Genomic DNA, 13,531 nt, shown 5'->3' with positions numbered 1-13,531 from the left:
CCCCCGGGGCCCGGCACCGCGGGTCCCGCCGGCCGCGGGCACGCGGGCCCGTGTCACGGCGCCGCCGACTGCTGCTCACCTCCGTCACGGTGGTCGGCGCGGTGCTGTTCGCCGTACTCGCCCTGCGGGAGGCCTCCGGTCCGGGGCCGTCCGGCGCGGGGGAGGAGTGCGCGCCCACCGAGCTCCTCGAACCGCCCTGCGGCGCCTGGTTCGGCGCCTTCGTGCCGCACACCCGGGACGACCTGGAGGACAGGGTGGAGGACTACGAGGAGCGCGTGGGCCGCCCGCTCGACATCGTGTACACGTACCACGACATGTCGCTGCCCGAAGGGACCCGCCGGGAGGGGCAGTTGCTGAGCCCGGAGGAGCAGCGGGTGGGCGAGGACCGCATGCTGCTGCTGTCCTGGGAGAGCAAGTGGTGGGGCGGCACGAGGGCGCAGCAGCCGACGTGGAAGCAGATCGCGGCCGGTGAGCTGGACCGGACCGTCGTCGACGTCCAGGCCCGGCGGATCAAGGACTACGGCGAGCGCACCGGCAGGAAGGTGTTCCTCTCCTTCGACCTGGAGATGGACACCCGTACCCCGGACAACGGCACCCCGGCCGAGTACGTGCGGGCGTACCGGCACATCCACGACCGGTTCGGGGAGCTGGGCGTCGACAACGTCGTGTGGACGTGGATCATCACCGGCTACCTGGACCACGCCGAGCTGTTCCGGAGCATGTACCCGGGGGACGCGTACGTCGACTGGATCGGCTACAACCAGTACAACTACTACCGCTGCCACGAGACCGGGTGGCTGTCCTTCGAGCGGACCCAGACCGCCACCCACGCGTGGATCCGCGCGCACCTCTCCGACGACAAGCCGCTGATGCTCTCCGAGTTCGGCACGGCGGCCGACCCGGCCCGCCCCGGGCGGCAGGCCGAGTGGTACGCGCAGGTGCCGCGGGTGCTGAAGGACCTGGACGGGGTGAAGGCCGCCCTCCAGTGGAACCACCGGGACCCGGGCCCGCACTGCGACCTCGCCCTGGCCGACGACGCGGCCTGGGACAGCCTGCGCGAGGCGGTGGCCGACCCGTATCTCAACCCGCCGCGGAAGTGACCCGCCGGGCCTCCCGCCCGTCGCCCGTCAGCCCGCGAACTCCGGGCCCCTGAGGGCCGCCCGGCCGCGCCGGTACCAGCGCCAGGCGACCGTCCTCGGGCCGTCCCGGTACGGGGCGACGCGCGCCCCGTCGCCCGCCAGCCACGCCCGGACCTCGGCGACGGTGTGGCCGCGGCGGACGATCAGGCGGGCGATGCGGTGGCGCTCGTCGCGCTCCGAACTGAGCGCGTGTCGCACGGCGGTCGCCGTCTCGTAGCCGGCCCGGGCGGCGGCCGCGCGCACCCGCGGGCTGTTGTAGCCGTGCGGATAGGCGAGGTGGGGCACGGGGTGACCGAGGGCGTCCTCCAAAGCGGCCTTCGAGTCGAGCAGTTCGGCGCGCAGGCGGGGTGCGGTCAGGGTGTCGAGCTGGGCGTGGGTGACGGTGTGGCTGCCGACCTCCACACCGGCCTGTTCCAGCCGTGCGGCCCCGTCCAGGGTCATCATCGGGGCGGGCGGCAGCAGACTGCGGCCGCCCGGCACGACGGCACCGGTGGTGAGGTAGGCGGTGGCGGGCATCCCGCGGGCGGCCAGCAGGTCGGCGGTCGGGCCCGGCAGGTCGGCGAAGCCGTCGTCGAAGGTGAGCAGCACCGGCCGGGGCGGCAGCGGCGCCCGGCCGGCGAGCCGGTCGGCGAACGCGCTGATCGTGACGGGCGTGCGGCCGCTGTCCGCGACGGCGTCGAGGTGCGCCGCGAACGCCTTCGGTGTCACGGTGAACTCGGCGATCCACGCCGGCGGGTCGTCCATCACGGCGTGGTAGAGGAGGACGGGCACGACCGGGCTCATCCCACCCCCCTCCCCGCGGTGCCCCATAGGGCCCGCCGCGCCCGCAGGTAGCCGAGCGGTCCGTGGACCATCCCCCTGCGCTGGAGCCGTGACAGCCGGCGCGGCCACGGATGGGTCCGGGTGCCGTGGGCGCCGGGCGCGCCGCCGCCGTCCGTGTCGCGCACGGCGGTCAGCGCCCGGGCGTGCGCCAGACCGCGCGGCAGCCGGGCGAGGAACGCGGGCAGCAGCGCGGGCCGGCCGGCCAGGATCGCGGTGAGGTAGGCGGTGAGGCCGGCGCCGTACCCGTACGCCTGGGTCTCCAGGTCCGCCCAGGTCTCCCGGTGGTGGTGCCAGACCAGCGCGTACGGGGTGTAGTGCAGGCGGTGCCCGTGGGTGAGGACGCGCACGAAGCCGTAGAGGTCGTCGCCGCCGCGTGCGGGCGTCCCGGCGCCGGTGGCCGGGTCGAAGCCGCCGACGGCGCGCAGCACCTCCGTGCGGAAGGCCATGTTCGCGCCGGAGCCGAAGCGGCCGGCGGTGAACGGGAACAGCGGTTCGTCGCGGGGCGGGTCCCCGGGGTCGTACGTCGTCGGGGTGAAGCCCTTCGCGAAGCCGCCGTGGCTCTCCAGCAGGACCTGGGCGGGGGTGTGCAGCCGGGCGGGCAGGATCAGGCCGGTGGCGCAGCCGAGCCGGGGGTCGGCGGCGAACGGGGCGGCCAGTTCGGTGAGCCAGCGGGCGTCGGCGACGACGTCGTCGTCGGTGAACGCGATCAGCTCGCCCCGGGCGGCGGCCAGCCCCGTGTTGTGGGCGGCCGCGAGTCCGGGGACGGGCTCGCACACGTACCGCACGCGCTCGCCGTACGCGCCCTCCACCAGCGTGCGCGTCGCCGTGGTCGCGGGCGCGTTGTCGACGACGACGACCTCGAAGCGCGGATGCCGCTGCGCGAGCAGCGAGTCGAGCGCGCGGGCGAGCTGCCCGGCCCGCTCCCTCGTGGCCACGACCACGGAGACGAACGGCGGCGCGCCGCCGTCCCCGCCGCCGTCACCGGTTTCCGTCGGTGCGTCCCGCGGCCCGCCCGGGACGGCCGCGTCCGGGTCGCCCCCACCGGCGGGGACCCGCGGCACGCCGGACGGCGCCCGCGCGCCGGCCCCCCGCAGCGCGATCGCCCCCCGGGGCGCGGCGCCTCCGCCTTCCTCCGTCCTCCCGCCACGCTGCCGGGGCGTCCCGTGGTCCGCGCGGGCCGCCTCCCACAGCACGGTGCGTGGGTCCGATCCTTCCGGCACCCGTGTCAACAGCGTGCCCACCGGTCGTCCGGCGCGTCTGACCAGCAAGAACACCTCGCCGTGGGTCACCGGCGGGCTGCCGGGGCCGGGTCTGAGCCCGCTCCCGCCCTCGCCCTCCAGGTCCAGCTCGGCCACCTGCACCGCGCCGATGGCCAGGAACCGCCGTATCTCCTCCTGGGTACGCGCCCGCGCTCCGCCGGACATGCGTCCTCCCCTCCCCCTCCTCACGGGCGGCGCAGCCGGGCCGCGCCCGTCAAGGTCCGTGACGCCAGCGACGCCAGGCGCGGACGGGCGCGGACGAAGCCGTGCGCGCGGCGCGCGGGCTCGCGGCCCAGCCAGTGCAGCGCGGCGCCCGCCCCCGGACGGGTCACCGCCCCCTCGTGCACGGCGAGTTCACCGGTCTTCAGCGCGTCCTTGTACTCGGCCGGACCGCGCCCCATGTCGAGCAGGCCGATGCCCTCGGCCGCCGCCGCCTCGGCCATCCGCAGGTGCAGCACCAGGCCGGGCGAGTACCTCGCGAACGACGGGTCGTACGCGGGGAACCAGCAGGCCAGCACGGAGGCCGACCGCAGCCCGAAGTGCGCGGCGACGGGCCGTGCACCGGCGTAGAGGACCGACAGCGTGCCCGCGCACTCGGGCGCCCGCGTCTCGGCGAGCCGCCCCACGAGCCGGGCGATCCACTCCCGCGCGAACCGGTCGCGGCGCCCGGTCCGCCGGTACTGGGCGGACTTCCAGCCGATGAGCGCCCGCAGCGCGGCCGGGTCGCGCTCGTCGAAGACGAACCGCACGGGGCCCTCCCGGCGGTCCAGGCGGCGTTCCTTGGCCAGCGTGGTCCTCAGGAACTTCGGCGACTGCGTGCGCAGCACCGACTCGTACCCCTCGTAGCCCTTCTCCACGTCGATGACGTAGGTGGCGTGCTCCTCGGCCGCGTACGGCAGGAACAGCTCCTGGCCGGCCTCCAGGTTGTCGAAGGCGAGGCTCGACACCGAGCAGGCCCGCAGCAGTCCGGCGGGGTCCGGGGCGAGGCCGGGAGCCAGCACCGCGCCCTGGCGGTCCGACACCCCGAGCCCGATCGCCCGGCCCTGCCCCAGCACGCCCCGCTCGTGAGGCAGGAAACCCGCCGGCTCCGCCCCCTCGTACAGCACCGCCACCCGGGCCCGCGGCCGCACCCGGCCCACGGCGGCGGTGAACTCCGGTTCCATGAAGGGGCTGCGCGGTGCGTCCGCGGCGGCGCGCAGTTCCCGCCAGCGCTCCCGCTCCCCCTCGCCGAGCTCGTCGGGCCTCAGCACGCGCACGCGTCCCCTGCTCACCTGACCCCCCGATCAAGTCCCCCCTGGACTCTTGGGACGGTACCGCCCCATCCCGGGCGGACGGTAGAGAGCGGACGATGTTCTCGCCAAACGGTGAAAGAGTGCGGAACCGGTCCGTACCCGGCGCCTACGGAAGGGGAAGCGCACCGAAGCGAGCGGATCCGGGCACGGTGAATCGGACGGTCGCGTTGTCCGTATTCTCTGATCATGGCCGCACCCACCGATTGTTCGCTCATCGCCACCGACCTGGACGGGACGCTGCTGCGCGGCGACGACACCCTGTCCGACCGGTCACTCGCCGCGCTCGCGCGGGTGGCGCAGACCGGTGCCCAGCACCTCGTGGTGACGGGCCGCCCGGCCCCCAGAGTGCGGCCCCTCCTCGACGACCTCGGCTGCACGGGGCTCGCGGTGTGCGGGCAGGGCGCGCAGGTCTACGACGCGGGCGCGCACCGGATGCTGTGGTCCGTCCGGCTGGACCGGGAGCTGGCGGAGACCGCGCTCGGCAAGATCGAGGCCGAGGTGGGGGAGGTGTACGCCGCGGTCGACCAGGACGGGGTGGACGGGCTGACGCTGATCGAGCCGGGCTACCTGATGCCGCACCCGACGCTCCCCGCCGTGCGGGTGGAGCGCCGGAGCGACCTGTGGGAGCGGCCGATCAGCAAGGTGCTGCTGCGTCACCCGCTGCTGTCCGACGACGCGTTGGCGGCGGCGGCCCGGTCGGTGGTCGGTTCGCTGGCGACGGTCACCATGTCGGGGCCGGGGACCGTGGAGCTCCAGCCGTGCGGGGTGACGAAGGCGACCGGGCTCGCGCTGGCCGCCGAGCACCTGGGGCTGAGCCCGGCGCGGACGGTCGCCTTCGGCGACATGCCGAACGACATCCCCATGTTCGACTGGGCGGCGCACGGCGTCGCCATGGCCAACGCGCACCCGGAGCTGAAGGCGGTGGCCGACGAGGTCACCACGTCGAACGAGGACGACGGCGTGGCCGTCGTCCTCGAGCGACTGTTCGGTGGTGCGGCCGTGCTCGGCCGTCAGCGGTCGGCTCAGTACGCGCCGAAGACGTTGTCGATGGAGCCGTAGCGGTCGGCGGCGTAGTTGCAGGCCGCCGTGATGTTCGCGACCGGGTCGAACGGGTCGAAGGCGGTGCCGGGCACGTGGTACGCCTGGAAGGTCGGGTCGATGACCTGGAGCAGGCCCTTCGACGGGGTGCCCTTGGCGGCGTTGGAGTCCCACAGGTTGATGGCGGCGGGGTTGCCGGAGGACTCGCGCATGATGTTGCGGTGGATGCTCTCGTAGGAGCCCGGGATCCCGTGCTGCGCCATCACGTCCAGCGACTCGCGGATCCAGCCGTCGAGGTTGTCCGGGTACGCCGTGGCCGAGGCGGTGGTGGACGTCGTGGTGGCCGCGGCGGCGCCGGTGGCGCCGAACAGCGGGAGGGCGACCACGGCGACGCCGGTGGCGGCGACGGCGAGGGAGCGGGCGAGGCGGCGACGGCCGAAGCGGGACTGACCGGAAGCGGGCATGTCTGGGTTCCTCTCCTACGCCTGCGAGGTGAGCTGTCGGGTTCGGGCGGGAGAGTGCCCGGCCGTGCCCCTGCGGGCACGGCTTCACCCCCAGCCGTCCCGGTGCGATGCCCGGTCCGGCGACTTACCTGGGTCCCCCGCTCCTGCCGTGCGTGAGTTCGTCGATGGGTGTGGTGCGGGCGGTGGCAGGATTCGGCGTCCGCCCGGCAGGCCCGGAACGTATGCGAGAGCGGATGTCGGGAACAAGTGAAGGCATCACACAAGCAGCCGTTTGATCTTCGAATGGGTGATTTGAGGCGCTTGATCCATTGCGGTCGCCGAGGGTCAACTCCGGTCCGGGCGGCGGGGGTACGCCGATGCCGGGACGTGACGGGCGTGACGGGTGGCGCGTGACTCACTTCACTGGCCGCGGAATGCGAGAGCATTTACCGCCAAGAGGAATTAGTTCGCCAAGTGCGGCAAATCGGACGCATGTCCGGAAGGGGTGATCCGGGCGTCGATATGCCCCCCGGAGGGGGGAATGTCCCTCACTGCCGACCGGTCGCGCACCCCCCGCTCGCGATCCCGGGCCGCCCTGCCTGTAACCACGGGTGCCGGTGGTGATCGAAAGGTGACCGGATACGCTGACTTGAGTGAGGGCAGCGACCTATCGACATTCCGTGTGATCGCCAGTGGACACCAGCAGACAGGAGACCCCTCGTGACCGTCGTCGGGCCGTTCGGGCTGAGCGTGCGGGACCAGGCTCTGGAGGCCGATGTCCAGGCCGGGATGACGGCTGTCGAGGAAGGGCTGATCGAGGCCACCAAGAGTGAGGTCCCCTTCATCACGGGCGCCGCGCAGCACCTGGTGCGGGCCGGCGGCAAGCGGTTCCGCCCGCTGCTCGTGATGCTCGCCGCCCAGTTCGGCGACCCCTACGCGCCCGGCGTGGTGCCCTCCGCCGTGGTCGTGGAGCTCACCCACCTGGCCACGCTGTACCACGACGACGTGATGGACGAGGCCGACGTGCGGCGCGGCGTGGACAGCGCCAACACCCGCTGGGGCAACTCCGTCGCGGTCCTCACCGGCGACTTCCTCTTCGCCCGGGCCTCGCACATCCTGGCCGACCTCGGCCCGGAGGCGGTGCGGGTGCAGGCCGAGGCGTTCGAGCGGCTGGTCACCGGGCAGATCCTGGAGACCGCGGGACCGCAGGACGGCCGCGACCCGGTCGACCACTACCTGGACGTGCTCGGCGGCAAGACCGGTTCGCTGGTCGCCGTCTCCTGCCGGTTCGGCGCGATGATGTCCGGAGCCGACGAGACGGTGGTCGACGTGCTCACCCAGTACGGCGAGCGGCTCGGTGTCGCCTTCCAGCTCGCCGACGACGTCCTGGACATCGCCTCCGACACCCACGAGTCCGGCAAGACCCCCGGCACCGACCTGCGCGAGGGCATCGCCACCCTGCCCGTGCTGCGGCTGCGCGAGCGGGCGGCCCGGATGGGGCTGCCCGAGGACGTCGCCCTGTGCGAACTGCTCGACTCCGACCTCACCGACGACGCCCGGCACGCCGAGGCGCTGCGCCTGCTGCGCGCCCACCCCGCGCTGGAGCAGGCCCGCCGGGACACCGTGCGCTACGCCGAGGAGGCGCGCGCGGTCCTGGCCCCGCTGCGCGCGTGCGAGGCCAAGGCGGCCCTGGTGGAGCTGTGCGACGCGGTGGTGCACCGCGCGGGCTGAGCGGGCCGCGCCCCCGCGACCCCTACGGGGCGGGGGAGGGAACCACCCCCCGTGTCATACCCCAGCAGTACACGGAGTTGCGTCCGGGGGCTGACGCGCCCGGCTGCCGGATTTGGTCGGATGGACCATGACGGACAACACCACTTCTCACCGGTTCGGGTGAGAATGGCGGCTCAGGGCGAGACTGGTGCGAGGACACGAGACGGAAGCCGCCGCCGACCACGGAGGGCACACATGGCACCGTACGAATCCGACGACACGACCACCGCGGGGGAGGTCGACGAGCCGCGCACGGGACGGCGCAGGGCCGCGCGGTACGTCGTCCCGGTCACGGTGATGGGAGTGGCGGCCGCGACCATCGGGCTCGTCCCCGCGATCGCCAGCTCCGGCGACCCGGACCTCCCGGAGATCACCGCCGCACAACTGATCGAGAAGATCGCGAAGTCGGACGTCGAGCAGCTGTCCGGCACCGTGAAGATCACCACCGACCTCGGACTGCCGGACCTCGGCGGGCTGGAGAGCGGTCTGATGTCCGGCGCGGTGGAGCGGGGCGGTGACGACGGCTCCTCGGCCGATCCGTCCGCCAGGCTCACCGAGCTGGCGTCCGGCACGCACACGCTGCGGATCGCGGCCGACGGCCCGGACCGGCAGAAGGTGTCGATCCTGGAGAACGCCGCCGAGTACAGCCTGATCCACAACGGCAAGGACGTCTGGGGCTACGACAGCGCGTCCAACGAGGTCCACCACGGCACGGTCGACGCCGGCGGCGAGCACCGGGAGCAGCAGCCTCCCACCCTGCCGAAGGACTTCGCCGAGGAGGCGCTGAAGTCGGTCGACGACACCACGTCCGTGACCGTCGACGGCACCGCCCAGGTGGCCGGCCGGGACGCGTACAAGCTGGTCGTCGAGCCCAGGCAGTCCGGCTCCACCGTGGGCGCGATCAGCATCGCCGTCGACCACGAGACCGGTGTGCCGCTGAAGTTCACGCTCACCCCGTCGAGCGGCGGTTCGGCCGTCGTGGACGTCGGCTTCACCAAGGTGAGCTTCGACCGGCCCGACGCGTCGACGTTCGCCTTCACCCCGCCCAAGGGCGCCAAGGTGACCGAGGAGGGCGAGGCGGAGCACGGCCGGGAGGACTCCGGGAAGCCGGAGCGGGCCCCGAAGTCCGAGGAGGACCTGGCCAAGGGCCTCGACGGGCTGAAGACGCTCGGCAAGGGCTGGAACACCATCGCCACCTTCGACAGCGGCGCCCCGGGCGGCCTGCCCTCCGGTGACGCCGGCGGGGACCTCGGCGGCTTCGTCGACTCGCTCGGCGACCGGGTCAAGGGCGGGTTCGGCACCGGCACGGTGTTCAGCACCCGCCTGATCAACGCCCTGGTCACCGAGGACGGCACGGTCTATGTGGGCGCCGTCACCAAGGACGCGCTCGTGAAGGCGGCCGACGCGGGGAAGTAACGCCCCGACAGCGCGGCACGTGACAGGACGGGGGAGCCGATGGGCGAGGCGCCCGCCAGGGAGCAGGAGAGCGCGCACCCGGGTGACGGAGTCGTCGTCACCCGCGCGCTCACCAAGCGCTACCGCGGCGGACAGCTCGCCGTCGACGGTCTGCACCTGACCGTCCCGGAGGGCAGCGTCTTCGGCTTCCTCGGCCCCAACGGCTCCGGCAAGACCACCACCATCCGCATGCTGATGGGTCTGATCGAGCCGACCTCCGGCACGGCGCGCGTCCTGGGGCTGCCCATGCCCCGCTCCGCGCGCGCCGTGCTGCCCCACGTCGGCGCCCTCATCGAGGGCCCGGCCCTCTACGGCTTCCTCTCCGGCCGCGACAACCTGCTCCGCCTCGACGCCGCCGACCCGACCGCCGATCCGCGCACCCGGCGGGCCCGGGTCGCGACCGCGCTGGACCGGGTGGGCCTGACGGCCGCCGCCGGGAAGAAGGCGAAGGCGTACTCCCTCGGCATGAAGCAGCGCCTGGGCCTCGCGGCCGCCCTGCTCCGGCCGCGCCGGCTGCTCGTCCTGGACGAGCCCACCAACGGCCTCGACCCGCAGGGCATGCGGGAGATCCGCACCCTGGTGCGCGAACTGGCCTCCGACGGGACCACCGTCTTCCTCTCCTCCCACCTGCTCGACGAGATCGAGCAGGTGTGCACGCACGCCGCCGTGATGACCCGGGGGCGGCTGATCACCCAGGGTCCGGTGGCCGAGCTGTCCGCCGGTGCCCGGGGCCGGCTGGTGGTGACCACACCGGACCCGGCCGACGCCGCCCGGGTCCTGAAGGAACAGGGGGTCGCCGACGTCGTCGCGGCCGGGGACCGGGTGACCGGCGAGGCCCCCGAACGCGACCTCGCCGAGGTGAACGCCGCGCTGGTGAGGGCAGGCGTCCGGGTGCGCGGCTTCGGGGTGGAACGGGCCTCGCTGGAGGACGCGTTCGTGGCGCTGACCGGGGAGGGCTTCGATGTCGCGGGCTGAGGCGGCGCGCGGGGCGAGTCCGCTGTGGACCCTCGGCCTGTTCCGCAGCGAACTGCTCACCACCTTCCGGCGCTGGCGCACCCTCGCCCTGCTCGGCGTGCTGGCGGCCGTGCCGGTCCTGGTCGGCGTCGCCGTGCGGATCGAGACCGGTGACGGTTCGTCGGCCGGAGGCGGGGGAGGACCGGCGTTCATCTCCCAGATCACCAACAACGGGCTGTTCCTGGTCTTCACGGCCCTCGCCGCCACGCTGCCGTTCTTCCTGCCCATGGCGGTCGGGGTCGTCGCGGGCGACGCCCTGGCCGGCGAGGCGAACGCCGGCACCCTGCGCTACCTCCTCGTCGCCCCCGCGGGCCGCACCCGCCTGCTGGTCACCAAGTACGCGACGGTGATGGCCTTCTGTCTGGTCGCCACCCTCGTGGTCGCCGTCTCGGCCCTGGTCACCGGCGCGCTGCTCTTCCCGCTCGGCGACCTCACGACCCTCTCGGGCACCCGGATCGGCTTCGCCGAGGGCCTGGGCAGGGCGCTGCTGATCGCCCTGGTCGTCGCCGCGTCACTGACCGGTGTGGCGGCGCTCGGCCTGTTCGTCTCCACGCTGACCCACAGCGGCATCGCGGCCATGGCGACCACGGTGGGCCTGCTGATCACCGTCCAGATCCTCGACCAGATCCCCCAGCTGCACGCCCTGCACCCCTACCTCTTCTCCCACCACTGGCTGTCCTTCGCCGACCTGATGCGCGACCCGGTGTACTGGGACGACCTGACCAGGAACCTGGGACTCCAGGCCCTCTACGCGGCCGTGTTCGGCTCGGCCGCCTGGGCGCGCTTCACGACGAAGGACATCACCGCGTAGGAGGAGGGGCGGCCCGGGCGGCCCGGGCCGTCAGGCGGCCTCGTACGCGAAGCGGGCGAGGGGTGCCTCGCGGGCGAAGAACGTCTTCGCCCGGGCCAGGGCGCCGGCGTCCCGGCGTACGTCGCCCGGCTTGCTGCCGTTGCCGAGCAGCACCCCGCCGAAGCGCATGCCCATGTAGGCGGCCGAGTTGTTCAGCGTGCCGATCAGCGGGTCCGCGACCACCTCTTCCTCGTGCGCGAGCACGGTCACGCCCCACAGGGTGCGCTCCGCCATGGTTGCCTTGAAGTCCAGGCCGGGGGTGCGCAGCCAGCCCGCCCAGTGGTCCAGGTAGCGCTTGGTCTGTGCGGACACCGAGTACCAGTACAGCGGCGAGACGATCACCACGTCGGTCGCGTCGAGGGTGGCGTCCAGGAGTCGCGCCACGGGGCCCTCGGTGGGGCGGACGTGGTCGCTGTCGTGACGCAGGTCCTCGTAGTCGGGCAGGGGGTGGTCGGTGAGGTCGATCCACCGCTGCTCCACCTCCGGGGGGAGCTGTTCGGCGGCCCGGCGGGCCAGCAGTTCGGTGTTGCCGTCGGGGCGGGCACTGCCCAGGACGAAGAGGAAACGGCGCGTCATGATCATCCCTCGAATACTCGGCGTACGCCAGTTGCAGGCTTCTGCATCTTATGCGCATGCATGTAAATCTCCAAGGGACGTACGGCGCAAAGGAATCCGCAAGGGCGTCCGTGAGGGATCCGTGAGGGGATCAGGCGGTGGCCCCGCGCCGTTCCGCCTCCCGCGCCACGGCGAGCAACAGGTCCTCCCGGCCGTGCCGCGCCACCAACTGGAGCCCCGCCGGGCAGCCGTCGGCGCCGAAACCGGCGGGCACGCTGAGCGCGGGATGCCCGCTGACGTTGAACGCCCAGGTGAGCGCGGTCGAGTAGCGGTCACCCGGGCCCTCGTGGCCGTGCGGCGCGGTGGGTGTCGTGGGAGTCAGCAGCAGGTCGGCGCCGGCGAAGAGGGCGTCCAGCCTGCGGTCGTTCCCGGCGCGGACGCGGCCGGCGCCGGACCGGTCCGCCCCCGGGGTGCGCAGGGCCGACCAGGCCGGGGCGGGATCGAGGAGCGCCGGCGGCCGCGAGGGCCGCACCAGCCGCACGGTCCCCGCGTCGGCGAGCCGCCCGGCCGCCGACCGGGCCAGGGCGACCTGCTCCGGGTCGGGCCGGGCGAAGCCGAGGTCGGGGGACCAGACCGCGGAGACCGGCAAGGCCGCGGGCGCCCGGTCCGCGCCGGCCGGCCGCACCGCCGCCCACCAGGCCGCCGCGTCCGCGGCCGTACGGGCCAGAACACCGGGTGCCGCCAGTCCCGTACGGTCGCGCGACGGGAGGCTGCCGCCGGTGATCTTCAGCCCCACCACCGCGCACCACGCCGCCGGGATCCGCACCGAGCCCGCCCCGTCACTGCCCGTCGCCAGCGGCACCAGCCCGGCCGCCACCGCCACCGCGGCCCCGGCCGAGGAACCGCCCGGGGTGCGGTCGGCCCGCCAGGGATTGACCGTACGGCCGTGCGCGCCGAGTCCCCACGTCTGCCAGGGCGTCCCCGGCCCGGGCACCGAGGTGGCGCCCACGGCGACACCGCCGGCCGCGAGCAGCGGGCCCGCCGCCCGCAGCCCGTGCCGCCCCTTCACCGCGACCGGCACCCCGGCCAGCGGCAGCCGCTCACCGGCGGCGACCCGCGCGTCCACCTCGCCCGCCCGCCGCAGCGCGTCCTCGGCCCACACCTCCAGGAAGGCGCACAGCACCGGGTCGGCCCGCCCGATCCGCTCCAGCGCCTCCGCGACCACGTCCACCGCCCGGAGCGTGCGCCCGCGCACGGCGGAGGCGATTTCCCGCGCGCCACCCTCTCCGCTCAGCGCGTCGCCCCCGTCAGACGCGCCGGCGAGTCCGCCCCGTGCGGTGGCCGGCCGCTCAGGTCGCCCAGGCGCCACTCGGGCACCCACGGCACCCGGTACACGTCGATCACCGACTCGACGAGCCGGATCCGCTGTGCCAGGGGGCGGGGCAGCCGTCCCGGAGCGTCCGCCACCAGGACGACGGCCTCCAGGTCGAGTCCCGGGGGCGCCTCACCGCGCCGGAACAGCTCCACCGCCGGGACCACGGCGTCGAGGCCGGCCGCGTGGGTCCGGGCGACGAGCAGCACCGAGCGCGGATCGGCCGGCCCGGGCCAGGCGCGTCCGCCGTCGTGGCCGCCGTAGACGGCAGCGAGCGTGGAGACGCCGGCACCGCCGTGCAGGCCGACCCAGGAGAAGCGCCGGGCCGCCGCGTGCGCGCGGGGGGCCCCGGGCGGGGCCGCCGCCTCCGCGTCCGGTGCCGCCACCGGCCCCCGGATCCAGATCTCCGGTCCCTGTCCCATGCCTGTCCGCATGCCCCCTCTCCTGCTCGTCACCTCGATCTTCATGCCGCCGGGTCAACCGGGAACCGGCGCCGACGGCCGTTGGGACGAGCCTGTGACA

The 13,531-nt window shown here is 74.3% G+C and carries 13 protein-coding genes and 1 riboswitch; of the genes, 6 read left to right on the top strand and 7 right to left on the bottom strand.

The genetic code is table 11. The features are described from left to right. The first annotated feature begins 50 nt into the window (after positions 1-50). Positions 51-1,100: a glycosyl hydrolase gene (locus IE118_RS15700; protein WP_229846822.1), complete on the top strand. Its 1,050-nt coding sequence runs from the start codon at positions 51-53 to the stop codon at positions 1,098-1,100. Between the two features lie 27 nt (positions 1,101-1,127). Here IE118_RS15700 and IE118_RS15695 read toward each other — a convergent pair whose 3' ends face one another. Genes IE118_RS15695 through IE118_RS15685 form a run of 3 tightly spaced genes read right to left on the bottom strand, consistent with a single transcriptional unit; the run spans position 1,128 to position 4,470 of the window. Next, entirely contained in the window at positions 1,128-1,922 is a 795-nt protein-coding gene (locus tag IE118_RS15695) for a polysaccharide deacetylase family protein (protein WP_189558490.1), read from the bottom strand. Then, the gene (locus IE118_RS15690) at positions 1,919-3,385 is read right to left on the bottom strand and encodes a glycosyltransferase family 2 protein (RefSeq protein ID WP_189558489.1); all 1,467 of its coding nucleotides are present in this window, start codon (positions 3,383-3,385) and stop codon (positions 1,919-1,921) included. The genes IE118_RS15695 and IE118_RS15690 overlap by 4 nt, the downstream gene beginning before the upstream one ends. Before the next feature lie 20 nt (positions 3,386-3,405). Continuing rightward, complete coding sequence (locus IE118_RS15685) at positions 3,406-4,470, bottom strand: GNAT family N-acetyltransferase (RefSeq protein WP_189558656.1); 1,065 nt, start codon at positions 4,468-4,470, stop codon at positions 3,406-3,408. A 228-nt stretch (positions 4,471-4,698) separates the two neighbouring features. On the opposite strand from IE118_RS15685, the gene IE118_RS15680 reads away from it, so the two are divergent. Beyond that, entirely contained in the window at positions 4,699-5,571 is an 873-nt protein-coding gene (locus tag IE118_RS15680) for an HAD family hydrolase (protein ID WP_189558488.1), read from the top strand. On the opposite strand, the gene IE118_RS15675 is transcribed toward IE118_RS15680, so the two are convergent. Next, positions 5,535-6,014 (bottom strand): transglycosylase SLT domain-containing protein, encoded by a 480-nt coding sequence (locus IE118_RS15675; protein ID WP_189558487.1) that lies wholly within the window; start codon positions 6,012-6,014, stop codon positions 5,535-5,537. The genes IE118_RS15680 and IE118_RS15675 overlap by 37 nt on opposite strands. Before the next feature lie 3 nt (positions 6,015-6,017). Continuing rightward, positions 6,018-6,188: riboswitch (cyclic di-AMP (ydaO/yuaA leader) on the bottom strand. Between the two features lie 525 nt (positions 6,189-6,713). Between IE118_RS15675 and IE118_RS15670 the strand changes: the two genes are divergently transcribed. From IE118_RS15670 to IE118_RS15655, 4 genes are all read left to right on the top strand, one after another. Beyond that, complete coding sequence (locus tag IE118_RS15670; protein ID WP_189558486.1) at positions 6,714-7,724, top strand: polyprenyl synthetase family protein; 1,011 nt, start codon at positions 6,714-6,716, stop codon at positions 7,722-7,724. Between the two features lie 234 nt (positions 7,725-7,958). Next, positions 7,959-9,179, top strand: coding sequence for a LolA family protein (locus tag IE118_RS15665; protein WP_189558485.1), 1,221 nt, complete (start codon positions 7,959-7,961; stop codon positions 9,177-9,179). Positions 9,180-9,218: 39 nt separating this feature from the next. Further along, positions 9,219-10,193, top strand: a complete 975-nt coding sequence (locus tag IE118_RS15660) for an ABC transporter ATP-binding protein (RefSeq protein WP_189558484.1) — start codon at positions 9,219-9,221, stop codon at positions 10,191-10,193. Continuing rightward, positions 10,180-11,043 (top strand): ABC transporter permease, encoded by an 864-nt coding sequence (locus tag IE118_RS15655; protein ID WP_189558483.1) that lies wholly within the window; start codon positions 10,180-10,182, stop codon positions 11,041-11,043. Before IE118_RS15660 ends, IE118_RS15655 begins: the two co-directional genes overlap by 14 nt. 30 nt (positions 11,044-11,073) lie before the next feature. On the opposite strand, the gene IE118_RS15650 is transcribed toward IE118_RS15655, so the two are convergent. From IE118_RS15650 to IE118_RS15640, 3 genes are all read right to left on the bottom strand, one after another. Further along, positions 11,074-11,658, bottom strand: a complete 585-nt coding sequence (locus tag IE118_RS15650; RefSeq protein WP_189558482.1) for a flavodoxin family protein — start codon at positions 11,656-11,658, stop codon at positions 11,074-11,076. A gap of 130 nt (positions 11,659-11,788) precedes the next feature. After that, positions 11,789-12,931: an amidase family protein gene (locus IE118_RS15645; RefSeq protein ID WP_189558655.1), complete on the bottom strand. Its 1,143-nt coding sequence runs from the start codon at positions 12,929-12,931 to the stop codon at positions 11,789-11,791. Further along, on the bottom strand, positions 12,928-13,443 hold the full coding sequence (locus tag IE118_RS15640; RefSeq protein ID WP_189558481.1) for a DUF6668 family protein: 516 nt from the start codon (positions 13,441-13,443) through the stop codon (positions 12,928-12,930). Before IE118_RS15640 ends, IE118_RS15645 begins: the two co-directional genes overlap by 4 nt. Between the last annotated feature and the right edge of the window lie 88 nt (positions 13,444-13,531).

This window comes from Streptomyces pilosus, from assembly GCF_014649835.1.
In the GTDB taxonomy this organism is placed as follows: Bacteria; Actinomycetota; Actinomycetes; order Streptomycetales; family Streptomycetaceae; genus Streptomyces; species Streptomyces pilosus.
This window is presented reverse-complemented; position numbering and strand designations above follow the sequence as displayed.